The organism is Chitinophaga parva (assembly GCF_003071345.1).
Classification (GTDB): Bacteria; Bacteroidota; Bacteroidia; order Chitinophagales; family Chitinophagaceae; genus Chitinophaga; species Chitinophaga parva.
The window spans coordinates 2,129,112-2,154,483 of the sequence record NZ_QCYK01000002.1; the positions used below are offsets into that span (position 1 = coordinate 2,129,112).

Below are 25,372 nucleotides of genomic sequence, written 5' to 3' on the forward strand. Positions count from 1 at the left end.
TAAAAGATGATGGGCGGCCGTTCTTATTGTGTTATACTGCAAAACTTTCACCACAGCTGCAGGTGCGGGTGGCATTGGGGTTTTTAAACACCAGGCCTTTGCCGTTAAGACCATCTGAATAATCCAGCTCTGTACCATACAGGTAAAGGAGGCTTTTCATATCCACCACGATCTTCATCCCTTTATCTTCAAATACCTGGTCGCTGTCTTTCAGGTTGGTGTCAAATGACATCTGGTATTCCAGGCCGGAACATCCTCCACCTTTAACGCCTACACGCAGAAATGCTCCTGCTGCTGCCTTTTCCTGCTCCATCTGGCGTGTTACATAATCCTGGGCTTTAGCTGATATTGTGATCATAGTATCCCGTTTTTTGGTTTGAACAGACGAAACCCGAGGGAGAAATTCGTATTAAGAAATAATTGAATCTGACCTTCGGTATTGCTGGGCGACAAAGCTACAATCTTTCCTGATATATTAGGTATAGGTAGAATTGATGCGCTATAACCAGCCACTTTGTCTTGTATTTTTTAAACTGATACAAATTTACGACATTTGAGAATAATACAAGTAGTTACTTGGAAAATTATATAGCCATGCAAATGCAAACGGCCGATCGCTTTTTAATGTTGCTGAAGACCCGGGGGCCGCTTACGGCTGCCGCCGTGGCGCAGTGGTTGGGCATCACCAGCGAAGGCGCCCGCCTGCAGCTGCAGAAGCTGGCTGCCGCTGGCTTTATTGAAGCCGCCGCGCCCACAGCAAAAGGCGTGGGCCGCCCGGTACAGACCTGGCAGCTCACCCCCGCCGGTAATGCCCGCTTCCCCGATACGCACGCAGACCTTTCCATCCAATTGATCCAGACCATCCAGCAGCTCATGGGCCCTGATGGGCTGGACCAGGTAATGACCGCCCGGGAGCAGGCCGCTGCCGCCCATTACCTGGAACAGCTGGAAGACAGGGATGATATTGCCGGGCGCCTGGAGCGCTTTGCCGCTATCCGCAGCGGGGAAGGTTTCCTGGCGGAATGCCAGCCCGACGGGGATAATTACCTGTTCATCGAGAACCATTGCCCCATTGGCTCCGCTGCACGGGAATGCCAGGGCATCTGTGAATCAGAGCTGCGCATCTTCCAGCAGGTCATGCAGGGTATGGCCACGGTGAGCCGGCGCCAACATATTATTGGGGGCGACCGGCGTTGTGTATACGAAATAGTGCCGGTAGCCGTTATAGTGTAGAGATTTTGTTAAGGAAATATCAATAGCCAAAAGGCCTGGTCCGCTGAGGATCAGGCCTTTCTATTTAAGCTATAATATTAAGATCAGGGTGCCGGCCATGATGAGCAGGGCTGCCAGGGCCGTTTTGATGGTAATAGCCTCCTGCAGGAAAACGGCCGCCAGGATGATGGTAATGGCTACAGAGAGCTTGTCTACCGGCGCCACCTGCGACACCTTGCCCAGCTGCAGCGCCTTGAAATAAAAGACCCAGGAAAGCCCCGTGGCCAGGCCGGAAAGTACCAGGAAGATCCAGTTATTGCGGCTCAGCCCGGGCAATCCCTTTAACTCATTACGGGCCAGTACAATGCCCCAGGCCACCAGGAGGATCACTACCGTGCGGATGGCCGTGGCCAGGTCGGACGATACGCCGCTCACGCCCTTTTTGGCAAGGATGGCAGTGAGGGCAGCAAAAAAAGCAGAAAGTAAGGCGTAGAGCCACCACATAGGCTTGCGTTTACTATAAAATTAACGCATACAGCTGTAGACTTTCTGAATTTCATATAATTGTGCAGCACTGAGGCTCACCGCCAGCCGCGGCTCTATTTCCCGGTAAATGGAATGTGATACGTAACGGGGAAACTCCCGGCGCACCAGGTCGTCGTCTCCCAGGTGCTCGTAAAAGGCCACCCCGGCCGCATTCCACATGTCTGAGTGGCGGTAGCACCATTCCGCAAAGCCGTAGATGTTCGTGAGCAGGCGCTCGTCCTTGGCTTGATGAGCCATATACAGGGCATTCCGCAGGTCAAAAAAAACCTGGTACAGGGAGGCCCGCTGCAGATTTACGCGCAGGCCAGGCAGGGATTCCTTGGCTTTATTTCTCCAGGTATTCATATCAGGATGGTTAGTTGGTTGAATGGCCGGACGGCTGGGGATGGCATCACCCGGCAATTTATCAATTTAGTAATTGAATGCTCTAAACTAGCTGGTCATCAGTACTTTAAATCTGTACTGGCCATTGAAGTATTCCTTCATTCTCCACACTAAATGCTTCTTTTTATCGATCCACCAGATGGCGTAATTGCCCTTGCCGTAGTCAATGGCGAGCACCCAGCAGCTGGCTTTGCGGCCATTATACAGCAGCAGGTTATCACTGCCTTGTACGGTGTAGTTATAATAAGCCGGGGCCAGGGGGGCGCCGGGGTGGTAAAAGTTAATGGCCATGGTTTTGCCGGCCTTCAGCGGCAGCAGGGGAAAAAGCTCCAGGTCCAGTTCCCAGTTGTAAGTGGGCTCCGCGAGCGCCTGGGCCGTGCGGGGAGCCGTGGTGGCCACCGTATCAGGCGTCACCACGCTGTCTGCCCGGAAATCAAAGGCTTCCGTCTGGGTTTTACCACTGGCCGTCAGCTCACTGAAGTGGTAGAGCGGCGCAAAATCTTCGTGGCGCACCACAGATGTTACCTTCCGTTCGCCGTGCTGGGCGTCTGAGCCATACCAGTGCTGTGTAACAATGTAGGAATAAGGCTTCATGATAGCCTTGATGGGAGCACCGGGGCGGAAGCCGGTAGATACCGTACGTTCCCAGATCCACATGTTGGTACGCTCACCGGCGGCAGTTTCATTGTACACCAGGTAGCGGTGCGTGCCGGTGGCCAGCCTGCCCAGTTGCAGGCGGTGGTCATTGACCCGTATGGTATCGATGGTTTGTGCTTGTGCGGGGGAGAAAACAGGAAAAATGCCCGCGAGGAAGAGGGCGAAACCGATGCATTTCATAGATAGTCAGGACGTTTGGGATTACAAGATATGTAAAATATATTAATATTTAATGCAGGTTCAAACTTTAATTGGCTTACGCCCAGATGGAGATCTGCTCATAGTCTTTGCGGAGCAGGCTGTATAGCAGTGCATCCGTGAAGCGGCCTTTTTCATGGAAGTTATCGCGCAGGCGGCCTTCATAGTGAAAGCCCAGGCGCAGCAGCAGTTTGAGGGATGGCTCGTTCGTTGGCTCTACGAATGCTTCTATGCGGTTGAGGTCCATTTGCCCGTAGGCGTATTGCAGCAGGAGGTCCAGGGCGTTGGTCATAATCCCCTGGCCCCAATAGGCGGGGAGCAGCTCGTAGCCCAATTCCGCTTTGTAGTGATGCAGTTGAATGTGATGGAGGCCAATGGTGCCGATCAGTTTATCCTGTCCGCGCAGGGTGATGGCCAGGCGCATGCTCTGGCCCTTGCGCCATTTCTGCCGCAGGAAACGGATCAGCTCCGTGGCCTGTGTGATGCTGGCAAAACTGTCGATATCCATGTAACGGGTTACAGCCTCTTCCCGGAACAGCCGGAAGAGTGCGTCGGTGTCATCGTCCCGGATGGCCCTTAAAACCAGTGTCCCGTTCTTTAGCACAGGTAGATCTTTCATCGGGGTGGCACATTTAGTTTCCATCCTCAAAATACAGTTTTTGGCGCGCCCTGCCATGGATGCTGCCAGGAATTTGCAAGGTGCTGATCCTGAAACAGAATGGTGGGGTAACGGCCATGCTACCCGGAATTAAAGCCGGATTAGATTTGCCGGCAATGACCGGAAATACTAAACCATTGGGGTAAATTGCTGTCTCACAAACTGTTAAAAAGCGTTATCGTTTTTGGAAATTGCCGGCAGGTTCTTTAAATAGCAGCACAGAAGATGTACCCATGAAAATACTACTGATCGAAGACGAGCCTAAAGTTGCCGCTTTTATTAAACGTGGGCTGGAGGAACAACAGCACAACGTGGAAGTGGCCTATGATGGAATTGCAGGAGAAAAGATGGTGTCCCAACATCCTTATGATCTGCTGATCCTGGACGTAATGCTGCCTGGCATGAACGGCCTGGAACTTTGTAAAAGGATCCGCAGCCAGGAGATCCATACCCCCATTCTCATGCTCACCGCTTTGAGCGCCACCAATGATGTAGTGGATGGCCTGCATGCAGGAGCGGATGATTACCTGGCAAAACCCTTTCACTTTTCAGAACTGCTGGCACGCATACAGGCGCTCACCCGCCGCCGCTACCGCCAGGACCCGGAAAAAGTGACCCTGGAGTTTGAAGACCTGCAACTGGATACCCAAACCAAGACCGGTCATCGCCAGGGCAAAGAAATCATTCTCACTGCCAAGGAATATGCGCTGCTGGAGCTTTTCATGCGCAACCCGCAAAAGGTGCTTTCGCGCGCCTTCATTGCAGAAGCCGTGTGGGGATTGGACTTCGACAGCGGGACCAATACAATAGACGTGTATGTCAATTACCTCCGTAATAAAATAGAAAAGGGTTTCAGCGGCGAGCGTCTCATTCATACCGTGGTGGGCATGGGTTACGTGCTTAAAGTGAAGACGGCCAACGCCTGACCCGTTTCTTAACACCAAGCCCCGTATGAAGATCCGTCACCGTTTGTCGCTGCAATTTGCCCTGATCTGTGGAGTGTTGCTGCTGGCCATTTTCAGCCTGGTTTATTTTTTGTCGAGCCATTACATTGACTCCGCCTTCTTTGGGCAGTTGCAGGACCGTGCACTGATCACGGCGCAGGTGTACCTGGAAAAAGATGAACTGGCCAAGCGCAAATTCCAGGAGATCCAGAAAAAATACCTCAATGCCATCCCTAACGAAGTAAGCAATATTTACGACGACCAGGATAATGCAGTCTTCATAGACAATACCCACTATAACTGGAAACCCACACTGCTGGACAATATCCGGAGAGACCGCCTGTTTTATTTCATGGCAAACGGGCAGCCCGCAGTGGGGATTTATTATACCGATAACCAGGGGAATTACGTGGTGATCGTTACGGCCCCAGACCTGGTGGGCAAGCGCCAGTTGCACTCCCTGCTGGTGATCCTGGCCTGCACCTTTGCGTTAAGCCTGCTGCTCATTTTCTTCGCCGGCCAGTGGTTTGCCGCCAGGGCGCTCATGCCTATAGCCAGCATTAACCGGCAGGTGCAGCGCATCCGGTCTACGAACCTGCATCACCGCGTGCGCAGGGGCCGCAATAATGATGAAGTGGATGAACTGGCCAGTAATTTCAACGAGCTGCTGGCCCACCTGGAAGCAGCGTTCAACACGCAGCGATCCTTTGTGAGCAATGCTTCGCATGAATTGCGCACACCACTCACCACCATCATCGGGGAAATTGAAGTGACCCTGCAAAAGACCCGTGACCCCCAGGCCTACCTGGAAACCCTGCATTCCGTACTCGATGAATCTGTGAAATTAAAGAACATCACAGACGGCTTGCTGCAATTGACCAAAACAGACTTTTCCCTGCCGGGCGTGGCGCCGTATTTTATCCGGGTGGATGAATTGCTGATGGAACTGCAAACCGAATTTTCCACGGAGAAGCCGCCAGGGATCGTATTGCTGCATTTTGAAAACCTGCCGGAAGACCCGGAGGCATTGAGTGTGATGGGCAATGAGGCGCTGATGAAACTGGCCTTCCAGAATATTCTGAAGAACGCATTCAAGTTTTCGCATTATAAGCCGGTGACCGTTACGTTGCGGATGGCCCCCCAGTTGCATATTGAGATCAAAGACCAGGGCATTGGCATTGCCCCGGAAGACCTGAAGAACATTTTTCTGCCGCTGTTCCGGGCGCCCAATGCGTATGCGTTTGATGGGTATGGGATAGGGCTGGCGTTAACGCAGAAGATCCTGGAATTGCATGGCGCAAAGATCAGCGTGGAGAGTGTGCAGGGGGAGGGGAGCACGTTTCATGTGCAGTTTAAGTAGTTAGTGATAGAAGGGGAGCTGGGTGTCTTGTGTTAGCAGGAGCAAAATGCTTTCCAGTACGGGCCACAGGCAGAGGGTAACGGCCAGCAGCAGCGCCCCCTTTATAATGAAATAGGGATAATTATCTGCCGCCAGTTCATGGAGGTTTTTTCTCCGGCCCACGAAAATGGCGCATAGCTCGGCTGATAGCAGCTGGACAAATAAGAACCATAACAAGGATACCCCGGTACAGCTGCAAAAGGTTTTTAGCACTGCCATGGGTAGGTTGGAGCCCCCGGCGGCATAAATATTCCCGAATGCGTTGCTGAGTGTATCAATACCTTTCAGGCTATTCAATATGCCTGCGGCAAGCAGCGCGGCAAACCAGGTGCCGCCGGCGCGGGACAGCTCGCCCATGCCAAGCCCGGGAAGTTTACGCACCAGCAGTTTCAGTACTGCAAGCAGGAATGTGACATGTAGTATAATGGCAATGGCAAGGGCAAATGTCTTGTACATGGACAAATTATTTTGATTTTAGTGATATTCTCCAATATGCAGGATTACTTACTTCCGCGGGCAAAACACCCGGTTGGAAATTAGGAGCGGTCGTTTCCCAGCATACATAATGCGTTTGCTGATAGTCGAAATATTGACCGCTGTAGGGAAGATTGATAGCTATGACAGCGTGGCGGTAGTGTTCACTGCTCAGCAGGCAGAGGTCATAGTCATAATGCGCCAGCATTGTGTATAGCAGCAGGGCGCGCGTATCGCAATCGCCTTTCAGCGTAGCCATGAATTCTACCGGTGTGTTGATGCCGAAACGCTCGTTACCATCGCACTGTGCATCAGGGCGGGTCAATTGGTCACGGATAAAGTGATCCGCGTATAATGCCGGGTCACAGGAATCAGGTAATACCAGGCTATAGGGGATCTGCTGCACAAAACACACTATCATTTCTGCAAAGGCCTTGCGTGACAGCTGCTGCTGCAGCTGGATGGAATCGAATAACTGGTAGACACCGCCTAACTGGCCTTCGTCCTTTACTTTCAACCGGTACAATACTTCATCATAGGCGCGGGGGGAAGAAGATGGTACTGTGAGATCGTGCTTATATTGGCGGGCAGCCTGGTATGCGCTATTGTAAACGGACAGATTGCCGGCATACTGTTGCCCGTTGTAACCCTGCCAGGAAGCATAGTGACTGATGAGAAAGTCGGCGGACGGCTGATCGGCGGTGGCTGGTGCAGGACGGATGGTTTGGCGCCAGGTGTGCGGCCGCACCTTACCGGTCACCGCATGTGTATGGGATGTAAGAAATACCCCTGCAACAATGACGGCTGCTATTGCCACCAGCGCCAGGCGGCTTGCCCATTCCCATACTGCAGCCGGCACCAGCCGAAGCGCCAGCAAAATGCAAATAAGCGGTAATACAATGCCCCAGTAAGGTGCTAATACTCCGATGAGGATGAAGCTTAGCATAACCAGCGGAATGCCTATAAATAATTCGGCACAGCCGGTAGCCCAATCTGTATGGTGGTGCTGGGGCCTGTATTCCCAGGCACCCCATTGCCGTTGATGGGTGGACACAAGTTCGCTGCGTACATACGCTCCGTTGCGCTGGTTGTAACCGGTAGGGACGGGCGGTGCGTTTGTCACCGCGGGTTCAGGCGGGAAGTTGATGTGCTGGTGCAGGTATCTCTTCTCTACATATGTTTCCGGGATGAAGTCGATCAAATAGCCATGGATAACGGCGTGCATGGTACCAAATACCTCGTGCCCATCATGCTGGTGAAGCATTTGGCTCACGATTGCGCCCTCTTCAACATGCGGTTCGTGAATGTTTGCATTAAAACGCCGGTCATCGCCCTGCAACGATGCGGTGAGCCTGTCTGGTAGCTTTTCTTTCGATATAGGGGTGCCGGGTAGCGGTGCGTTGGTGGGCGAACGCCGCAAATCGTAAATGTGGGCCTCATATAACCGGAAGTTATAGAAGCGGCAATGCTGAAAGCCAGGCTCCGTAAGCATATCCAACTCTCCCCAATATTTTCCTTCCAGTATGCCCTCAATAGCGGTTTTACGTAATACATGCCGCGTCTGTTCAATGAGCTGGTATGCACCCTGCTCGTCTTCAAGCACGGGAAGTGCTTCCGTATCATGTGCTTCCATATCATGTGCTTCCGGCACAGCCGTTGCCGGCACCGCAGCAAGGGGCTGTACCGGCGCAAGTGTGGCCGTTTTTTTCCGGCGGAGGAAAAAATAGGCAAGGCCTGCCAGTAATAATAATAAGATGATGATGATGATGATGATGATGATGATCAATGTGGATCGGCGTAAAGGTGGTGGAGTAAATCTTGTTCCGGCAGTGGAACGTAAGTGGCTGGTTTCCGTACCGTGCGAAATGGCGGGTCTGCCCAGTACTCAAAGCGTTCCAGCACTTGCGGGCGGGGAGGGGCCTGCAGCTTTTCCATCATTGCATTGTAGCGTGCGGGCGATGCTTTCAGCTGTTGCAGGACATGGTGCAGGTTTGCCATGGTCTCATGGTGAAAGCCTGCCACTTTTTGAGTGAGCAACTGCTGGTAGCCTTGTTTGAAATCTGCGTAAGCTTCTAATATCAGCCGGTATTCGATCAGGGTTTTCTGAAAATAGTAGTCGTTGGTGCGCAGCTCCCCAAGGTCTGCGTCCAGGATGGCTCCCGGGTAGTTAGGGTGTGCCTGCATGTCACTTACCATGTCCCGGATGTTTTGTAATTGATGGTGGCCGTTACGTTTGCCACTGAGGGGAATGTTGCGGATACGGAATTTGAGCCGGATGGGCAACAGGAAAATGGCGCAGGTAGCCAACGTGAGCGCCCATGCGCCCGGCGCGTGATGAATGGTGAGCCGGATAGCTTTTGTATAGGCATCCTTCATCATCCGGGCATCGCCAAAGAGCATCACATTCAGCGGTTGCGCTACGAGCACGGCGATGAAAATGATCAGCAAGAGGCGAAACAGCATGGAGGCGCTGCGGAGCGGATGCACGGAAATTGCCTGCACCCGCTGCCGCGCGTCTTCGTCTATCGGGAGCAGCAGCGGCGAGATAGTGTATAGCAACAACAAATAAATGCAACTCAGGAGCGCGGCCCATAAGCCCGCTATCAGGTAGCTCCCTACGCCAATCGCGGGGAACAGGTGGTGGGTGAAGGAGCCGGCGCTGGCAAGGCAACCGGCAAAGATCAGCTGCACGAACAACCCGATAAAGGCAAAGTAAAACTGGATACGGAGACTGCATTTGCCGATGATATAGGCATCTTCCCCGGAAAAAAAGCAGAGGAAGGTACGGACCTTACGCAGGGATTGTTTCATCAGGCGCCAGTTTTTGGATGTAGTCGTCCAGGTTGTCATCAATATGCTGCTTTTCGCGGCGCTTATACTGCTCTACTGCGTAATCAGTAAGTTCCTGCTGTATCTCGCTCAACTTTATTTTTTCATGGGCCAGCCGGTGTGCTTCATGGTTGATGATCAGGTGACGTTCCAGGCCTTTTTTGTCTTTATAATAATCGTACCGTACCTCGATGCCATTTTCCGCGCGGATCATTTCATCACGGTTTTCTGCGAGGTAGTCATAGGGTGTTTTTACCAGCATCAGTTTGAAGAAGACAGGTGTAAGCTCGATAGCGAGGAACAGTAAGGTGATAAAAAGGGAGATAGTGGTACCGGCTATTTCATGCGCTTTTTGGATACGGATGAGGAGGCCGTCGAGTGTAGCGGCTTTTTGCTCACTATTGGCTATTTCCTCTTTCATTTCTCCCTGGTACCGTTTGATATCTTCAAGGGCAGATAGATATTCCGGGGTGTTCTTTAAATTCTTTATTTCTGCTTCGATTATATGGGCTTGATCATCCAATGCTTTTGCACGCGGGCCATAAGCCGCACCATTTCCATTTTTCCCAATGGTTTCATTTAAGATCTCTTGCCGGAGATTTGCTACCTGCGCTTCTTTCAGATCGATATCATTCTGAAGTTTTTTGAGTTTGTTTTTAGTTTCTGCCACCTTCTTTTCAAAATTCACATTTGCCTGTATAATGCCGTTTTCCTTTTCCTTGTCTTGCTGTTTTTGAATGGCCAGATCAATCTCTGTTTTAAACATGCGGATCTCCACCGGCTTGGAAATGGTCAGCGCTATAATGGTGCCCATGATCAGGCGAGGTATGGCGCTTTTAAATTCATCCCAGGTGATCGCTTCCGTACCATCACCTTTACCCGTGCTGGTTACAATAAAGCGGTCAATGTTGAAGATGATCAATCCCCATATCACACCAAATAGCGTGGAGAGGATAACGGTATGCAGGTCAGACGGAATGTAGTTGGCTGCCTGCCCCACCATCCTGGTTTTGTCCAGCACATCTGCAGCCTTTGGCGCAAAAATAGTATAGAACGCATACCCGCCCGCAAGCCCTGCCATGGCGCCTGTAGCCAGTACTATGCCACCCAGGCAAAGGTATTTCACCTGGTCGCTGTAAGTGGCGCGTTCCAGCAGATAACGGTCACCGCCGGCGGCTTTCCAAAGAAAGCGCATGATAGCGTTGGACTTTGGCGTTACGTAATAGTCTCTTTCTCTCATAAAAAGTCAGATTGTTTATAGGGGGAATATTTAATGCTTCGGGAATGCTGTCTGCATGTCACCGGTTGTATCCTGGTGCGGAGCGGTTGTTTTGGGATGCACGGTTTTGCAGATATTAATTTGACAGGAGGGGGGACAGGCGGCATCTTATCGAAGCCTGAAAGGCCAAGTGATGCATAGGGATGCTGGTATTTCAGCTGGGGCGTAAGATCCAGGGTAAAGTGCTCCTGTTTAAAAAGTCCCTGCACGGTAAACAACACCTGTTGTGGCCGTACATGCTGCAGGTCCAGCACCAGCGGGCCATTACGTGTAGTAATGCAGATGCCTTTCAGCCGGTACCAGAGTGCATTCCGGAAACAGTAAGCGATGACCACATAACTGTTGGAGAAGCGATGGAGGGTAGGATACGAGAGATAATCCACCCCGGGGCGCCAGCGCAGGCAAAGCAGGTACCACAGTGCCTTTCCCGCTACAATAGCGGCAAATCGCATTCTTTTACCCAACGGACGGATAGCATCAGAGATGGTAAGCGGGGTATACATCTTTATGGTTTAGGGATCAACGCCAGGCAGGGGTAGGAACCCGGGCGATTTTGGTGCTGACCTAAATTAGTGAAAAAATGAAACAACCCAAATTTTATTTAGCATCCAGGGAACGTGGACAGTTGATTGCTGTTACGTCCATACAAAGTTAAAAAGGCCGCGATAATCCGGGTTACGGGTAACCGTAAAGGATGGGGAAGGAAAAAAAGGCTTTTGGCCTGGATAGATTGGTCCGGGACATATTGTGTGCTATAAAACATAACGGTGGTTTGTCCGTGCCATTTTGTATCTTGCCCCGGTTATCGTATTTACCCCAAAAAATACCTTGCCCCACGCAAGGCCCGAACCCCAAACATTTTTAATCCCCAATCCCCTTTCACATGAAAACTTACATTTCAGTATTGTTCCTGATGTGCTTCAGTATGATCTTACGTGGACAAGCACCATTAAATGAGAACCGCGTCACTACAACAGTAACGGACCTGATGCCGGTATTTTCCGATGACACCAACAAATTGCCGGACCAGTTCAATCCACATGCCAGCGCTGTAGCCCCACGTGGCCAGCAGGTGGCCGCCCTGCGGAATATACTGAAGAACAACCCTGGCGTGATGCTAAATGTTGTGGGCGCCGATGTTTACAACAAAGTTGACACTAGCCTCGACGTTTCCAGACTAACAACCGATAAGGCCAAAGCATTCCTGGCCACAAACGCAGACAGTGTGGCAAAATACCTGCGGGCCAAAGGCATTACCGCGGATATGATCACGGCCACGGGCTCTACCGGGTTTGCTCGTAACGATACTCATTTTACAAAAAAAATAACCCTGGGCACTGGCACCAAGTTCAGGGTAGTTTACAAAACATCAGATTCCTACATCGTAAAGCTTGGCAACTGGTCTGATAGTGCCAACAACGCCCTGTATAACCGGACGTCAGATAACCAGCAGGTATATTACTCCATACCCCTGGATCAGCTGGACTACCTGAGCGCTCCGCTGCTGAGCACCTGGGGGGTAACCGGCGGCGTATTTGCCATTCCTTTCAAATACCGGCCGCAGGACGGCAGCTTTGAGCCCTCATTTTCTGTGAACGGTGGCGCAGGTGTTCAGCTCAATTTTAATCACCGGGATGTTAAAAGCCTGACGATCCTGGGGGCCATCGGCGCATCTACCGTGCAGCTCAGCAGCTACAATGCAAAATTGCCGGAAGGAACAGAAAAGTTGACCACTGCCGGTTTTACGCCGTCCGTGAGCTTCATCTATCAATACAAAAAATTGCAGGTCGGCATCCCCATCGGCCTGGATGTGATCTTCGATAACCATACTTATAACTGGTCCAACCAGGCCAAACCCTGGATCGCCCTGTCGCTCGGGATCGGCATTTTTACCAGTTCCAAGCCGGCGGAAGAAGTGGGGCAAAACCATTAAAACCACCAGCGGCCCTTCTGGCAGGAAGGGCCGCATTAAGGCACCTTCATACCGGCAACCATGACCAGTCCCGGTTTCCCTTGCAATTGTTGCCCTGTGCCACACGCCGCACTAACCCGGGCAGGTCCCAGGGTTAACCTGCCAGGACCGTTGCACATCCCCCGCTTTTCCATCTCCCGCATTCTCCCTACATTCGTACTCCCGCATAGCCTGCCTTCTTTTTGTACTGTTTACCACCTGTAGCATTTTTTTACCGCGCATGTACCGTAGCCATAACTTGTGATTTATTCATCATCACCGCTCGGAATTAGCTGTTAATTAAAACCTAACAGGCTTTTTTAATAGCTTTTTAATCCTGTTTTAATACATCACAAGTTATTGCATATGATCTTTGCGACCGAAATTGGATAACGTATGACCTGTCGCCTTGTATTAGTTTTTTCCTTGTTGTTTTGCTGTACCCGCAGCAGTGCCCAGCAGGCCGACACCCTGGCCCTGACATTGCCGGAGGCAGAACAACAACTCCTGCAAAAGAACATTCCCTTGCTGGCCCAGCGCTACAGCCTGGACTCTGCCAAGGCAGCGGAAGTTACCGCCAAACTGTGGGACAACCCCACGCTCTATCTGGAGAATGTGCTTTATAACCCCACCAACCACAAAGTACTTGACTTTTCTTCCGAAGGTGAACGCCAGGCCCAGTTGGCCCAGGTGTTTAAGATAGCCGGCCAGCGCAACAAAGCCGTGAAGGTGGCCCAGAGCGCATCCCGCATGACGGAGTACCAGTTCTACGACCTGCTCCGCACCCTGCGCTTCACCCTGCGCGATGATTTTTACCGCCTTTATTACGCAGAGCAATCCATCAACCTTTATGCGGAACAGATCTCTTCCCTGCAAAAGATCCTGCACGCATTTGAAGACCAGTACAAACAAGGCAACGTATCGCTGAAAGACGTACTGCGCATCCGCTCCCTGCTCTATGACCTGCAAAGCGATGAAGCCCAGGCCCACCAGGACCTGCAAGGTACCCTGAGCGACCTGCAGCAACTGCTGCGCATACCCGCCACCACGCCGGTAAAACCCGTGCTGCCGGATGCTGCGCAAACCCCGCCCAATGTGGCCTCCTTCAGCTATCCGCAACTGCTGGACAGCGCCCGTGCTAACCGGTACGACCTGAAGATTGCACAGGAGAATGTAAATTATAATGACCTGAACCTGCGCCTGCAACGCTCCCTGGCCGTGCCGGATGTTGCCGTGGGCCTCACATACGACCGCCAGGGCAACTTTGCGCCCAACTACAACGGTCTTTCCGTTTCCCTGCCCATCCCGCTGTGGAACCGTAACCAGGGTAATATCAAGATGGCCCACGCCACCCTGGAAGCCAGCAAGCTGCAGCTGCAAAGCTCCCAGGACCAGCTGGAACATGACGTGATGGACAGCTACCAGCAGGCCATCCGCACCCAGCAACTGCTGCAGCAGGTAGATCCCGCCTTTGCCAGCGACTACACCCACCTGCTGGGAGAAGTGCAAAAGAACTTCCAGGCCCACAACCTGAACCTGCTGGAGTTCATTGACCTGTACGGCTCTTACCGCGAAACAGTGCTCAAGCTCAATAACCTCCGCTACAACGAGCTGCAGGCGCTGGAGAACGTGAACTTTGCCACCGGTACCACCATTTACCAACTTTAAAAAGAATTGTCATGCCATATATTTTCAAGCAACGTATTGTTACTTCTGTTTTCGGTATCGGTCTGATGGCCGCTGCGCTCACGGCCTGCACCTCTCATAAAACAGAGGAAAGCGGTGAGGAGCAGGGCTGGGTGCTCTCTGATTCCATGCTGCATACCCTGCGCATTGACACTGCCACCGCCCGCCCGGTGGAAAGCGAAATATCCCTCACGGGTAAGATCGCGCCCAATGAAGACGAAGTGGCCCGCATCTTCCCGATGGTGAGCGGCGTGGTTACTTCCATGAAAGCCCAATCCGGCGACCTGGTGAAAGCCGGTGAAACCCTGGCCGTGCTGCACTCCCCGGAAATGGCCGGCTACACGGCAGACCAAAGCGTGAACAAAAGCGCCCTGGCCACGGCAAAACGCAATCTCGATGTGGCTGAATCTTTTTATAAAAGCGGCCTGTCTTCGCAGAAGGAACTGGAAGAAGCCCGCGCAGAATATGCCAAAGCCGAAGCAGAACTGAACCGCGCTAACACGGTACTGTCTATCAACGGCGGCGGCAATGCCAAATCTGACTACCTCGTAAAATCTCCCATCACTGGTTTCGTGATCAGCCGTTCCGGTGCAGAGCATATGCAATGGCGCCCGGACAACACCGAGCCCATTTTTGTGATTGCCAACCTGCGCTCCGTGTGGGCCATGATCAACGTATACGAATCTGACATTGCCAACGTGAAGGAAGGCGATAACGTGGCCATCACCACGCTGTCTTACCCCGACAAGATCTTCAACGGTAAAGTGCAGAAATTGTATAACACACTGGATCCCGATAATAAAGTGATGAAAGCCCGCGTGAGCATTGACAACCCGGATTTCCTGCTGAAGCCTGAAATGTTTGTAAGTGTGAAGGCACAGCGCCACGCCGCCGCAGAAGGCGTGAGCATTCCCAGCCGTGGTATCATCTTCGATAACGATAAGCAATACGTGCTGGTGCTCACCCATGCAGAACCTAAGATAGCCATCCGTGAGATCACCGTGGCCCGCACCGTGGAAGACCGCGCATACATCAGCAGTGGCCTGAAGGAAGGCGATGAGGTGATCGCTTCCCGCCAGGTATTCATCTATGAGTCGCTGAAAAAGTAAATCGTTTGCCGCTGCGCGGAATGCAAATGCCTGTAGCGCCCATGGCGCACGGGCTTCAGAAAACAATGCAACATGAACAAAGTCATTAAAGCCGTACTGGCGTTTTCGCTAAAAAATAAATACTTCGTTTTTGCGGCGGCGTTAGGCCTGGCGGTGTGGGGCTTCATCAGCTTCAACCAGATCGGGATAGACGCCTTCCCGGACGTAACCAATACCTCTGTCACCATCATCACCCAATGGCCGGGCCGCTCCGCGGAAGAAGTGGAGAAATTTGTGACCCGCCCCATTGAGATCGCTATGAACCGCGACCAGGGCAAGACCAGCATCCGCTCTTCTTCGCTCTTTGGTCTGTCTGTGGTGAAAGTGATCTTTGACGATGATATCAACGACGCCTTTGCGCGGGTGCAGGTAAATAATAACCTGCCCTCGGCTGATCTGCCGGATGGCGCTGACCCCGAAATTGAGCCGCCCTATGGCCCTACCGGTGAGATCTTCCGCTATACCCTGGCCAGCAACAAGCTGTCTACCCAGGAGCTGAAAACCGTGCAGGACTGGGTGGTAGAGCGCAACCTGCTTTCCGTGCCCGGTGTGGCAGACATCGTGAGCTTTGGTGGTTCTGTAAAAGCCTACCAGGTAACCATGGATCCCGGGAAGGCGGTGCAGTACAATATTTCCGCCAAGGAAATGTTTGAAGCCCTGAGCAAGAGCAACGTGAACGTGGGCGGCGATGTGATCGTGAAGAATGGCCAGGCCTACGTGGTACGCGGTATCGGTATCCTGAACAGCGTAGACGAGATCAAGAACGTAATTATAGACAATATCAATGGCACGCCTATCCTGGTAAAGGACGTGGCGGAAGTATCCATCAGCAGCCTGCCCCGCCTGGGCCAGGTGGGCCGTGATAAAGATAATGACGTGGTGGAAGGCATCGTGGTTATGCGTAAAGGCGAAAACCCGTCAAACGTGATCGATGCGCTGAAACTGAAGGTGAATGAGCTGAATGAAAAGATCCTGCCGGACGATGTAAAGATCAAGCCTTTCTATAACCGCGAAGACCTGATCCACTTTGCATTGCACACGGTGATCCACAATATGCTGGAAGGTATCATCTTCGTGACGGTGATCGTATTCCTGTTCATGGCAGACTGGCGCACTACGCTGATCGTAGGCCTTATCATCCCGCTGGCGCTGTTGTTTGCGTTTGTGTGTATGAAGCTGAAGGGCATGTCTGCCAACCTGCTGTCGATGGGGGCGATAGACTTCGGTATCATCATTGACGGGGCCGTGGTGATGGTGGAAGGCATCTTCGTAATGCTGGACCACCGGGCACACAAGGAGGGCATGGAGAAATTCAACAAGCTGAGTAAACTGGGCATGATCCGCAAGGCCAGCCTGGTGAATGGTAAGGGGATCTTCTTTGCCAAGATGATCATCATCACTGGTTTGCTGCCCATCTTCACCTTTGAGAAAGTAGAAGGTAAGATGTTCTCCCCGCTGGCATGGACCCTGGGCTTTGCGCTGCTGGGCGCACTCATTCTTACGTTTACGTTAGTGCCGGCACTGGCCAGCGTTTTACTGCGCAAGAATGTAAAAGAAAAAGAAACATTCTTTATCCGTTTCATACACCGCACGGTGCTGGGCACGTTCAACCGCAGCTTCCGCAACCGCAAGGTGGTATTCCCTGTGGCCATGGTGGTATTGGGCATTGGCCTGTACTGTTTCTCCTTCCTGGGTACGGAGTTCCTGCCCCAGCTCAATGAAGGCGCCATCTATATCCGCGCTACCGGCCCGCTGAGCACTTCCCTGGATGAATCCGTGAAGCTGGCAAACGTGATCCGCAGGCGCCTGGGTGAGTTCCCCGAAGTAAAACAGGTAATGTCGCAAACCGGCCGCCCGAACGATGGTACCGATGCTACCGGCTTCTACAACATGGAGTTCCACGTAGATATCTACCCGCAGGACGATTGGAAAAGCAAGATCTCCAAGCAGGAACTGATAGACCGCATGAACAAGCGCCTCTCTGACCTGCCGGGTATTTCCCTGAATTTCTCCCAGCCGATCACGGACAACGTGGAAGAAGCCGTATCCGGCGTAAAAGGTTCCATCGTGGTGAAGCTGTTTGGAGATGACTTCAAGATCGTCGAGGAGAAAGAAGATTCCATCCAGGCTATCCTGGCCAAAGTGCCTGGTATAGCAGACCTGGGCATCCTGCGCAACCTGGGGCAGCCCGAATTGCGCATCAACCTGGACCAGCAAAAGATGGCACTCTATGGCGTAACTACCGAAGATGCAAACAGCGTAGTGGAAATGGCGATCGGTGGTAAATCCGCTACCAAGATCTATGAAGGGGAGCGTTATTTTGACCTGCGCATCCGCTACCCGGAAGCGTTCCGGGAAGATGAGAACGCGATCGGCAGCCTGATGGTACCCACCATCCGTGGCAATAAGATCCCGCTGAAAGAAATTGCGGATATCCAGCACGTGCTGGGCCCCAGCATGATCTACCGCGATAAGCATGCACGTTATGGCGCCATCAAGTTCTCCGTACGTGGGCGCGATATGGGTAGCACCATTGCGGAAGCGCAGTCCAAGGTGAATGCGGCCATCCATATTCCCAAAGGTTATTCCCTGGAGTGGGCCGGCGATTTCGAAAACCAGCAGCGCGCTACCAAACGCCTGACGCAGGTGGTGCCCATTTCCCTGCTGCTGATCTTCCTGATCCTTTACATTTTGTTCGGCTCATTTAAAGATGCAGGCCTGGTGCTGATCAACGTGCCGTTTGCGATCATTGGCGGTATCTTCTCCATCTGGATCACGGGCATCAACTTCAGTATCTCCGGTGGTATCGGGTTCATCGCCTTGTTTGGTATTTGTGTGCAGAACGGGGTGATCCTGCTGTCGCGCTTTAAGGAGAACATGCGCACCATGCACATGACGGATGACAATGACCTGCAAACCGCCATCCGTGAGGGTGTGGAGGCCTTGATCCGCCCGATTATCATGACGGCGATGATGGCTGCCATCGGGTTGCTGCCGGCTGCTATCAGCCATGGCATTGGTTCAGAAACGGCAAGACCGCTGGCCCGCGTAGTGATCGGTGGGTTGATCACGAACTCCATCTTTGTGCTGTTCGTGTTCCCGATCGTATTTTATTGGAGCTACCGGCACGTGGTAAAGGATAATGACCCTGCCACTGCTGCTAAATAAAAATAACTGGTTAGATGTAAAGAGGGCGCCCACACAGGACGCCCTCTTTTATTTTACAATCTGTTTTTGAAAGTATTCACGATTGTCTCAGATCTCCTCCGTTTTTTCTATTGTTCCATCTGCCTCCAGGTTTGTTCTGTCCACCGGTACTGGCTGCAGGTGCGATTTTTTAGGATGGGGCATATCACCCAGCAGGATGGCCCAGGCGCTCAGGTAATCGATGCGCTCAAAGATGATCTTCATGATGGCAATAAGGGGAATGGCCAGGAACATGCCGGAAATGCCCCACAGCATGTTGCCCAGCACCACGCCGATGATGGTCACAAGGGCATTGATCTTCACCTTGGAGCCTACAATGCGGGGCAGCAGTACGTTGGAATCAACCAGGTGCACCAGGAACAGGGCCAGCCCTACCTGCACGGCGCCAAGAAGGTTGCCGGTGGTAAGGGTTACGATCATGCTGATCACGATGGCGGTAAAGATGCCCAGGTAAGGTACCAGGTTAAAGATGGCCGCCATGATGCCCAGCAGCAGGCCGTATCGCAGTCCCAGTACGGCAAACAAGGCACAGTTCAGGATGGCGACGATCAGCATTTCCAGCATCAGGCCACTCACATAGCTTTTAATGATGTAGCGCGTTTGCGCCACAATGTCCAGCAGCTTGTCGCGGTGCTGCTCTTTGATCAGCTTTACCAGGAAGGAGAGCAGGAGGGTACGGTATAACAATAAAAAGAAAGCATACAACATGACAAATACGCAGAACACCAGCAGGCTGCCAATGGAGAACACGGTGGAGCTGATAAACGTAGTGGCAGATCCCAAAGTGCCCATGGCCAGTTTTTCCACGTAGTTGGTCTGCCGCGCCACATCGATCCTGAAATGCCGCCACACCCATTGCTGGCTGCTGTACACGGAGCGCATAAGCTGTTTTTGCAGCAGCGGGAAGTCAGATGCGAAGGATGACATCTGTGCCCCCAGGAGCGTAAAAACAGCAGCCAGTAACAGCACAAAGGCAAACACGGAGACGAGGGCGGCCAGCCACCTTGGCCAGCCTTTGTGCTCCAGGAAGCTGGCAAAGGGCAGCAGCATGATGGCCAGCAGGAATGCAAAGACCAGCGGCACAATAATGCTCTGGCCCATATGGGCTATAAAGATGATCAGGATAATGGATAATAATGTGTAGGTAAGTCGGGCATTGAATGGGAGCCTTACTTCGTTCATAAAGTGTAATTGGAGAATGATTGTAACAGCACTGACGGAAAATACGAATAAAAAAGCCATTGGCCCGGGGAAAACCGTCCAATGGCAGATTTACAATATCTGTGCCGTTTGCCCGGGTTGCTACACTACCGGTACGTTCAGTTCGTACGTGCCGGGGCGGAGAATGCCCAGGAAAAAGTTGTTGCTGCTCATCTTATAATACCCTTCGGTGTGGATGCGCTCTATAAGCCCGTACAGCTGCATGCCGGCCACCACGAAATTGGTTTGCACTGTTACCTGCAGGTAGCGGCCCGCTGGCAGCTCCTTGGTCAACAGGCGGTCCGGGTAAGTGGAGAGGATGTATTGGTGCGCGGCCAGTTCGTTCAGGGGCACCAGCAGGCCAAAGAACATATAAAGTTGTTCGTAGTGGGTCACGGGTACGGAATCCAGCGTGCCGGTGATCACACGGGCATTGGGCACCTGGATCTTTTCCAGCATTTCATGAAAGCGCTGGTCGTACTGCGGCACGCCCTGGACCAGCTGCCCGATGGGATCATTTTCCCGGGGCACCAGGTCATAGTATAAAATAAAAGCCGGCAGGTTCACTTCCTGCACGATCTGGTTTTCGAAAAAAGGCTGCGTGGTAGGCGCCACTTTGCTGGCAGTGAGGTGCAGGGTGCGCTTTTCGTTCTGTAACTGGGGCAGGCGGCGGAAGTCTGTAGCGGAGGATGAAAAATGGTTGGCAAATGCTTTTGAGAAAGAGGCTTTAGTAGCATAGCCACAGCGTTCACCTACCTCGCTGATGTTATATCCACCGTAACGCAGCATGGCAGCAGCTACTTCCAGCCGGTGGCGTTTGAGATAATGCCCGTAAGGTTCTCCTGTAAGTTTCTCAAATACGTGATAAAAATGAGAATAGGACATGAACAGGTGCGAAGCCGCATCTTTCAGGGTGATTGGCTCTGCCAGATGGTTGTCGGCATAGCAGATCGCTTTATATACTACCTCCCAATGCTGTTGTAATGTACTGGGCTTAACGCTCCCCATATGGATTCGATTTGCGTGATGTCGTACGTTGATTGCAGCGCATAAATTTGACCGATGAAACCTGGCAACGAAACAAACTGGTTGATGGACCCGGGGTTATTTGATAATCTCCTTTACAAATTAAACATATTGGAATCAAATAATAAAACAAAAACAATATGTGTCAAGGTAACTATATGTCATTATTTATATGTTTCCTGGTTGTCAATTCCATCCTTTTTTATGCCCGGTTTAGCTAAAATGGGCCACCACGGCCTGCTGATACCGGTTTAGCCCCGGGAAGACCTGCCGGCACTGCCGGAAGGCCGACTGGCTACAGGGAAATGATAATTCGCTAAACCGGACAACTTTTTCGCTATTACAAGTATAGTAAAAAATAATCTATTAAATAATAATTAAATAAAATAAAATAACAATGTTTTTGCGGATACCGCCACAGCGCGGTATTTCAGCACCCGGGAGACCACCTTGCCACGGGGCGATGGGCGCAAAAACCGGGATCTTCATTTCCAAACCGTTTATAAAAACCGCTAAAACGGCTCCTGCCCATCCTGTTTTTGAACGTGAATTATTTTAATTTTGCAGCGGGCTGTGCTACTATACTTTTTTGTGGAAAAAGACGTTTATTAAGGCAGTCAGCCATATCACGCTAAATTGATACTCCTTGAAGAAGTTTCCCCTTTTACTCCTGTTATTGATAATGATGTCCGGCGCCACGTATGCACAATACTGGCAGGGCGGTATATTCCTGGGTGCGGCCAATTATAGTGGCGACCTGGTACAGAAGCGGGTGGATTTCCGCTATACCGGTATTGCGGCGGGCCTGCTCATCAAGCGGGATTTCAACCCGCATTTTACACTGCGCGCTTCGCTTACTTACGGGCGTGTATCCGGAGCCGATAGTACCAATACAGCAAAAGACCTGGTGGCACGCAACCTGAGTTTCCGTTCTCCCATCTGGGAAGGTGCGGTGATCGCGGAAGGCAACCTGCTGGATATAGACGATAAAGGTTTTACACCGTACGCATTTGCCGGTATAGGCCTGTTTAGCTTTTACCCGAGCACGCGCATGGCAAATGGCAACTGGGTATCGCTACGCCGTTATTCTACCGAAGGCGAAGGCCTGCCGCAGTACCCGGACCGTTCCATGTACAACCTGGTATCGGTGTCTATCCCGTTTGGGGTAGGTTTTAAATGGAATGTAACGGACCATATTCAAATGGGTATAGAAGTAGGGCTGCGCAAAACGTTCACGGATTATATTGATGATGTGAGCAAGGGCTACGTGGATCAGAACACCCTGATCCTGGAAAGAGGCACCACTGCGGCGAAGCTGGCTTACCGCGGCGATGAATTGACGAAGAATGGTACGCCCGGCACCTATCCACCGGATGGCTTCCCCCGTGGTAATCCCAAGCAAAAGGACTGGTACAGCTTCTCCGGCCTTACCGTTACCTACCGTTTTGGTGGAGGCGGGTCCGGCAGGTGGGGCAAGCAAAAGGTATCCACCTGTCCTAAGTTTTAAACACGGGTAACACCTGGAAGTACAGCAAATTATCCATATTATATAAGGGAAGGGCCGGCCACCAGCTGGTCCTTTTTCGTTAACACTGGTTAACAGCATTTAACCTTTTATAACGTGCTTTTAAGCCGGATTTAAGTGCCGTTATTTCAATTGGCATGCTTTTGGAATATTGCTAGACAACGACAGGAAAACAGAAATGCGAGATCGGCTGAAAGTCTTTACCAGCGCAGAAATCGCGGAGATAGTAAGTGTTAGGGTCAACTTTCAGAACGTCGCATTTATCCTGTTGTAATTCCTTTAAAACTGAAAACATGAAGCGCTTATTGATCATTGCAGGTATCCTGTTACTGGGGGCCGTAGCCAGCCAGGCACAGGGTAGGCCGCCGGTACCGCCGCATCCCCCGGGATTGCCCGCGCCGCCTCCGCCGCCACCGCACCCGCCGTTACCTCCGCATCCGCCTTTGCCGCCGCACCCTCACCCGGGGCATCCGCCAAGGCCCCCGCATCCGCCGGTACCGCATCATCATCATCATCATTACCATCACCCGCATCATAAGCCGGTGCGTCATTATCACCACTAGATCGTACGCAGGTACGAGAACCTTTTAACCGAATTTTCTATTAACCGATACATCCTCTTAACGCAACATTAAAAATACTACGCCATGAAAAAGATCCTCTTCTTTGCAGCAGCACTTATAGCCGGTTTGGCCGTTAGTAACCGTAGTTCCGCACAGGTATTCATTCATGCATCTGTGAACGTGCCCATCCCGGTGCCCCCGGTTCCGGTAGTAGTAGCACCCGCGCCGGTCGTATATGCACCCGCACCTGCTTACTGCGCTCCACGCCCCGCCTACTATGCGCCGGCTCCCGCTTATTGCGCACCGCGCCCGGTGGTATATGCCGCTCCTGCACCGGCCTATTATTACGGCCGTCCCCGTTACTACCGCCCTGCGCCGGTAGTGGTGTACCGGGAACATGGCTATGGCCGCGGACGTCACAGAGGATGGTAATTTTCCTGATAAATACGATAGACCGGGAGGTGTGAGCCTCCCGGTTTTTTATTGCCCGTACCCAACCCGGTTTTCTCTGTAAATCCGTACTTTTGCGGCATTATGGCGTACAAGCATCTCAAGCATTTTATCGATACCCTGGAAGCAGCAGGCGAGTTAGTAAGGATCAAGGAATATGTAGACCCGCACCTGGAGATCTCCGAGATCACAGACCGCGTAAGTAAAATGCCCGGTGGGGGCAAGGCCCTGCTGTTTGAGAACACAGGTTACGACTTCCCGGTACTGATCAACTCCATGGGCAGCTACCGCAGGATGTGCCTCGCACTCGGCGTACAGGAACTGGATGATGTAGCCAAAGAAATTGAAAACCTCTTTAAAATGCTTTCCAAACCCAAGGAAAGCATCCTCGATAAACTCTCCATGCTGCCCAAACTGGGCCAATTTGCCTCCTGGATGCCCAAGGTGATCAGCGGCAAAGGCAGCTGCCAGGAAGTGGTGATGACTAACCCGGACCTGGGCAAACTGCCGGTGCTTACCTGCTGGCCCAAAGATGGCGGCCCTTTCATTACCCTGCCCGTTATCCATACCAAAGACCCCAACACCGGCTCTCGCAACGTAGGCATGTACCGCATGCAGGTATTTGAAAAAGACATGACCGGCATGCACTGGCACAAGCATAAAGTATCTGCCAAACATTTTTCCGAATATAAGAAACTGAATAAGCGTATGCCCGTTGCCGTTATACTGGGCGGCGATCCTACGTACACCTACTCCGCCACCGCGCCCCTGCCCGAAAACGTGGACGAATACATGCTGGCCGGCTTCCTGCGCAAGAAGAAGGTGGAGCTGGTAAAATGCATTACCCAGCCCGAGCTGGAAGTGCCTGCAGATGCGGATTTTGTGATAGAAGGCTACGTGGAGCCCAGTGAAGCCCCGGTATGGGAAGGGCCCTTTGGTGATCACACGGGCTACTATTCCCTGGCAGACTGGTACCCGCGCTTCCACGTAACCGCCATCACCCACCGCAAGGATGCAGTATATCCTTCCACCATCGTGGGCATTCCGCCACAGGAAGACGCCTGGATAGGCAAGGCTACGGAACGCATTTTCCTGGCGCCTATTAAAATGACGCTGGTGCCGGAGATCATAGACATGGAAATGCCGGTGGAAGGGGTATTCCATAACCTGGTAATAGCGCAGATCCAGAAAGACTACGCTGGCCAGGCACAGAAAACCATGAACGCCATGTGGGGCGCCGGCCAGATGATGTTCAACAAGATCCTGGCAGTAACGGACGAACAATGCGGCCTGCAGGATTATAAAAAGCTGGCGCAATACATGTTCCGCCACCTGGACCCCTCCCGCGATATTTACTTCAGCCAGGGCCCGATGGATGTGCTGGATCACAGCTGCTCCAAGATGGGATTTGGCGGTAAAATGTGCATAGACGGTACCCGCAAATTTGAAGAGGAAACAGCGGATGAAACCTATGTGACCTACAAAGGTGGGTTGGATGCAACTGCCGTGCAACATGCGTTTCCCGAGATCAAGGGCCTCAACGACAGCCTGTTAAAAGACGATATTTCCTGCCTGCTGGTAGCTGTGGAAAAGAACCGCGCAGGGCACATAGCCGCGCTGAATGAAGCATTGTATAAAATGCCCGCCATCCAGGGCATCAAGATGATCCTGTATGTAGAGCACACCGTGGATGTGAATGATCTTGCCGCTGCCCTCTGGCGCTTCTGCAATAACCTGGACCCCAAGCGCGACAACTTCGTGGTACGCTTCACCAACGAAGCTGGCCAGGTGGTGAGCGGCATTGGCCTGGATGGCACCCTCAAAACAAAAGCCTACGACAATTTCCAGCGTGACTGGCCCAATATCATCGTAGCAGACGACAAGACCATCGCCAGCGTAGATGCGAAATGGAGCAAGCTGGGGCTCGGTGCGTTCAGGCCCTCTCCAAGCCTGAAGTACAAGCACCAGATGTACGGAGAAGAGGCGATCGTGAATGTGAAATAGCCGAGCCCGGACACACAATCTTTCCAACGTAA

The 25,372-nt window shown here is 52.2% G+C and carries 22 protein-coding genes; 10 read left to right on the plus strand and 12 right to left on the minus strand.

The genetic code is table 11. The annotated features are described in order from the left end of the window. Positions 1-31: 31 nt before the first annotated feature. Positions 32-358, minus strand: a complete 327-nt coding sequence (locus tag DCC81_RS18790) for a HesB/IscA family protein (RefSeq protein WP_108688110.1) — start codon at positions 356-358, stop codon at positions 32-34. A 236-nt stretch (positions 359-594) separates the two neighbouring features. Here DCC81_RS18790 and DCC81_RS18795 point away from each other — a divergent pair, with 236 nt between their 5' ends. Next, entirely contained in the window at positions 595-1,233 is a 639-nt protein-coding gene (locus DCC81_RS18795) for a helix-turn-helix transcriptional regulator (RefSeq protein WP_240613023.1), read from the plus strand. Between the two features lie 69 nt (positions 1,234-1,302). Here DCC81_RS18795 and DCC81_RS18800 read toward each other — a convergent pair whose 3' ends face one another. The 4 genes from DCC81_RS18800 to DCC81_RS18815 form a co-directional block, all read right to left on the minus strand. Beyond that, positions 1,303-1,716 carry an EamA family transporter gene (locus DCC81_RS18800; protein WP_108688112.1) on the minus strand — a complete coding sequence of 138 codons (414 nt, stop codon included), beginning with the start codon at positions 1,714-1,716 and terminating at the stop codon, positions 1,303-1,305. A gap of 21 nt (positions 1,717-1,737) precedes the next feature. Next, the gene (locus DCC81_RS18805) at positions 1,738-2,103 is read right to left on the minus strand and encodes a DUF7674 family protein (RefSeq protein WP_133177717.1); all 366 of its coding nucleotides are present in this window, start codon (positions 2,101-2,103) and stop codon (positions 1,738-1,740) included. Positions 2,104-2,190: 87 nt separating this feature from the next. Next, complete coding sequence (locus DCC81_RS18810) at positions 2,191-2,979, minus strand: DUF3108 domain-containing protein (protein WP_108688114.1); 789 nt, start codon at positions 2,977-2,979, stop codon at positions 2,191-2,193. Between the two features lie 76 nt (positions 2,980-3,055). Continuing rightward, positions 3,056-3,616 (minus strand): GNAT family N-acetyltransferase, encoded by a 561-nt coding sequence (locus tag DCC81_RS18815; protein WP_165806643.1) that lies wholly within the window; start codon positions 3,614-3,616, stop codon positions 3,056-3,058. A 272-nt stretch (positions 3,617-3,888) separates the two neighbouring features. Between DCC81_RS18815 and DCC81_RS18820 the strand changes: the two genes are divergently transcribed. Further along, a complete protein-coding gene (locus tag DCC81_RS18820; RefSeq protein ID WP_108688322.1) occupies positions 3,889-4,581 on the plus strand; it encodes a response regulator transcription factor in 693 nt (230 codons plus the stop codon). Between the two features lie 25 nt (positions 4,582-4,606). Next, positions 4,607-5,959 (plus strand): sensor histidine kinase, encoded by a 1,353-nt coding sequence (locus DCC81_RS18825; protein WP_108688116.1) that lies wholly within the window; start codon positions 4,607-4,609, stop codon positions 5,957-5,959. Here the strand turns inward: DCC81_RS18825 and DCC81_RS18830 are convergent, their stop codons facing one another. Genes DCC81_RS18830 through DCC81_RS25405 form a run of 5 tightly spaced genes read right to left on the minus strand, consistent with a single transcriptional unit; the run spans position 5,960 to position 11,083 of the window. Then, entirely contained in the window at positions 5,960-6,454 is a 495-nt protein-coding gene (locus DCC81_RS18830) for a hypothetical protein (RefSeq protein ID WP_108688117.1), read from the minus strand. A gap of 7 nt (positions 6,455-6,461) precedes the next feature. Then, complete coding sequence (locus DCC81_RS18835; RefSeq protein WP_108688118.1) at positions 6,462-8,258, minus strand: hypothetical protein; 1,797 nt, start codon at positions 8,256-8,258, stop codon at positions 6,462-6,464. Next, positions 8,255-9,283, minus strand: a complete 1,029-nt coding sequence (locus tag DCC81_RS18840; protein ID WP_108688119.1) for a hypothetical protein — start codon at positions 9,281-9,283, stop codon at positions 8,255-8,257. The genes DCC81_RS18835 and DCC81_RS18840 overlap by 4 nt, the downstream gene beginning before the upstream one ends. Further along, positions 9,264-10,541 (minus strand): DUF4407 domain-containing protein, encoded by a 1,278-nt coding sequence (locus DCC81_RS18845; protein ID WP_205686364.1) that lies wholly within the window; start codon positions 10,539-10,541, stop codon positions 9,264-9,266. Before DCC81_RS18845 ends, DCC81_RS18840 begins: the two co-directional genes overlap by 20 nt. Next, on the minus strand, positions 10,538-11,083 hold the full coding sequence (locus tag DCC81_RS25405) for a hypothetical protein (RefSeq protein ID WP_133177718.1): 546 nt from the start codon (positions 11,081-11,083) through the stop codon (positions 10,538-10,540). The genes DCC81_RS18845 and DCC81_RS25405 overlap by 4 nt, the downstream gene beginning before the upstream one ends. A gap of 380 nt (positions 11,084-11,463) precedes the next feature. Between DCC81_RS25405 and DCC81_RS18855 the strand changes: the two genes are divergently transcribed. The 4 genes from DCC81_RS18855 to DCC81_RS18870 all read left to right on the plus strand — a co-directional run bounded on the left by DCC81_RS18855 (position 11,464) and on the right by DCC81_RS18870 (position 18,533). Then, the gene (locus DCC81_RS18855) at positions 11,464-12,513 is read left to right on the plus strand and encodes an OmpA family protein (protein ID WP_108688122.1); all 1,050 of its coding nucleotides are present in this window, start codon (positions 11,464-11,466) and stop codon (positions 12,511-12,513) included. A 414-nt stretch (positions 12,514-12,927) separates the two neighbouring features. Beyond that, positions 12,928-14,199: a TolC family protein gene (locus DCC81_RS18860; RefSeq protein WP_108688123.1), complete on the plus strand. Its 1,272-nt coding sequence runs from the start codon at positions 12,928-12,930 to the stop codon at positions 14,197-14,199. Between the two features lie 11 nt (positions 14,200-14,210). After that, on the plus strand, positions 14,211-15,326 hold the full coding sequence (locus DCC81_RS18865) for an efflux RND transporter periplasmic adaptor subunit (protein ID WP_108688124.1): 1,116 nt from the start codon (positions 14,211-14,213) through the stop codon (positions 15,324-15,326). Between the two features lie 72 nt (positions 15,327-15,398). Beyond that, positions 15,399-18,533: an efflux RND transporter permease subunit gene (locus DCC81_RS18870; RefSeq protein WP_108688125.1), complete on the plus strand. Its 3,135-nt coding sequence runs from the start codon at positions 15,399-15,401 to the stop codon at positions 18,531-18,533. 87 nt (positions 18,534-18,620) lie between these two features. Here DCC81_RS18870 and DCC81_RS18875 read toward each other — a convergent pair whose 3' ends face one another. Both DCC81_RS18875 and DCC81_RS18880 read right to left on the minus strand, forming a co-directional pair. Next, positions 18,621-19,754, minus strand: coding sequence for an AI-2E family transporter (locus tag DCC81_RS18875; protein WP_165806644.1), 1,134 nt, complete (start codon positions 19,752-19,754; stop codon positions 18,621-18,623). 120 nt (positions 19,755-19,874) lie between these two features. Continuing rightward, complete coding sequence (locus tag DCC81_RS18880; protein WP_108688127.1) at positions 19,875-20,780, minus strand: AraC family transcriptional regulator; 906 nt, start codon at positions 20,778-20,780, stop codon at positions 19,875-19,877. A gap of 664 nt (positions 20,781-21,444) precedes the next feature. Here DCC81_RS18880 and porG point away from each other — a divergent pair. From porG to DCC81_RS18895, 3 genes are all read left to right on the plus strand, one after another. Further along, positions 21,445-22,305, plus strand: a complete 861-nt coding sequence (gene porG, locus DCC81_RS18885) for a type IX secretion system protein PorG (protein ID WP_133177719.1) — start codon at positions 21,445-21,447, stop codon at positions 22,303-22,305. 665 nt (positions 22,306-22,970) lie between these two features. Then, positions 22,971-23,318, plus strand: coding sequence for a virulence factor (locus tag DCC81_RS18890; protein WP_108688129.1), 348 nt, complete (start codon positions 22,971-22,973; stop codon positions 23,316-23,318). 102 nt (positions 23,319-23,420) lie between these two features. Further along, positions 23,421-25,340, plus strand: a complete 1,920-nt coding sequence (locus DCC81_RS18895) for a menaquinone biosynthesis decarboxylase (RefSeq protein ID WP_108688323.1) — start codon at positions 23,421-23,423, stop codon at positions 25,338-25,340. Positions 25,341-25,372 lie beyond the last annotated feature (32 nt).

Excerpts from the sequence above, each read along its gene's own strand:
- DCC81_RS18790 (WP_108688110.1), bottom strand. The coding sequence starts at position 358 with ATGATCACAATATCAGCTAAAGCCCAGGATTATGTAACACGCCAGATG.
- DCC81_RS18795 (WP_240613023.1), top strand. The coding sequence starts at position 595 with ATGCAAATGCAAACGGCCGATCGCTTTTTAATGTTGCTGAAGACCCGG.
- DCC81_RS18800 (WP_108688112.1), bottom strand. The coding sequence starts at position 1,716 with ATGTGGTGGCTCTACGCCTTACTTTCTGCTTTTTTTGCTGCCCTCACT.
- DCC81_RS18805 (WP_133177717.1), bottom strand. The coding sequence starts at position 2,103 with ATGAATACCTGGAGAAATAAAGCCAAGGAATCCCTGCCTGGCCTGCGC.
- DCC81_RS18810 (WP_108688114.1), bottom strand. The coding sequence starts at position 2,979 with ATGAAATGCATCGGTTTCGCCCTCTTCCTCGCGGGCATTTTTCCTGTT.
- DCC81_RS18815 (WP_165806643.1), bottom strand. The coding sequence starts at position 3,616 with ATGAAAGATCTACCTGTGCTAAAGAACGGGACACTGGTTTTAAGGGCC.
- DCC81_RS18820 (WP_108688322.1), top strand. The coding sequence starts at position 3,889 with ATGAAAATACTACTGATCGAAGACGAGCCTAAAGTTGCCGCTTTTATT.
- DCC81_RS18825 (WP_108688116.1), top strand. The coding sequence starts at position 4,607 with ATGAAGATCCGTCACCGTTTGTCGCTGCAATTTGCCCTGATCTGTGGA.
- DCC81_RS18830 (WP_108688117.1), bottom strand. The coding sequence starts at position 6,454 with ATGTACAAGACATTTGCCCTTGCCATTGCCATTATACTACATGTCACA.
- DCC81_RS18840 (WP_108688119.1), bottom strand. The coding sequence starts at position 9,283 with ATGAAACAATCCCTGCGTAAGGTCCGTACCTTCCTCTGCTTTTTTTCC.
- DCC81_RS18845 (WP_205686364.1), bottom strand. The coding sequence starts at position 10,541 with ATGAGAGAAAGAGACTATTACGTAACGCCAAAGTCCAACGCTATCATG.
- DCC81_RS25405 (WP_133177718.1), bottom strand. The coding sequence starts at position 11,083 with ATGTATACCCCGCTTACCATCTCTGATGCTATCCGTCCGTTGGGTAAA.
- DCC81_RS18855 (WP_108688122.1), top strand. The coding sequence starts at position 11,464 with ATGAAAACTTACATTTCAGTATTGTTCCTGATGTGCTTCAGTATGATC.
- DCC81_RS18860 (WP_108688123.1), top strand. The coding sequence starts at position 12,928 with ATGACCTGTCGCCTTGTATTAGTTTTTTCCTTGTTGTTTTGCTGTACC.
- DCC81_RS18865 (WP_108688124.1), top strand. The coding sequence starts at position 14,211 with ATGCCATATATTTTCAAGCAACGTATTGTTACTTCTGTTTTCGGTATC.
- DCC81_RS18870 (WP_108688125.1), top strand. The coding sequence starts at position 15,399 with ATGAACAAAGTCATTAAAGCCGTACTGGCGTTTTCGCTAAAAAATAAA.
- DCC81_RS18875 (WP_165806644.1), bottom strand. The coding sequence starts at position 19,754 with ATGAACGAAGTAAGGCTCCCATTCAATGCCCGACTTACCTACACATTA.
- DCC81_RS18880 (WP_108688127.1), bottom strand. The coding sequence starts at position 20,780 with ATGGGGAGCGTTAAGCCCAGTACATTACAACAGCATTGGGAGGTAGTA.
- DCC81_RS18890 (WP_108688129.1), top strand. The coding sequence starts at position 22,971 with ATGAAAAAGATCCTCTTCTTTGCAGCAGCACTTATAGCCGGTTTGGCC.
- DCC81_RS18895 (WP_108688323.1), top strand. The coding sequence starts at position 23,421 with ATGGCGTACAAGCATCTCAAGCATTTTATCGATACCCTGGAAGCAGCA.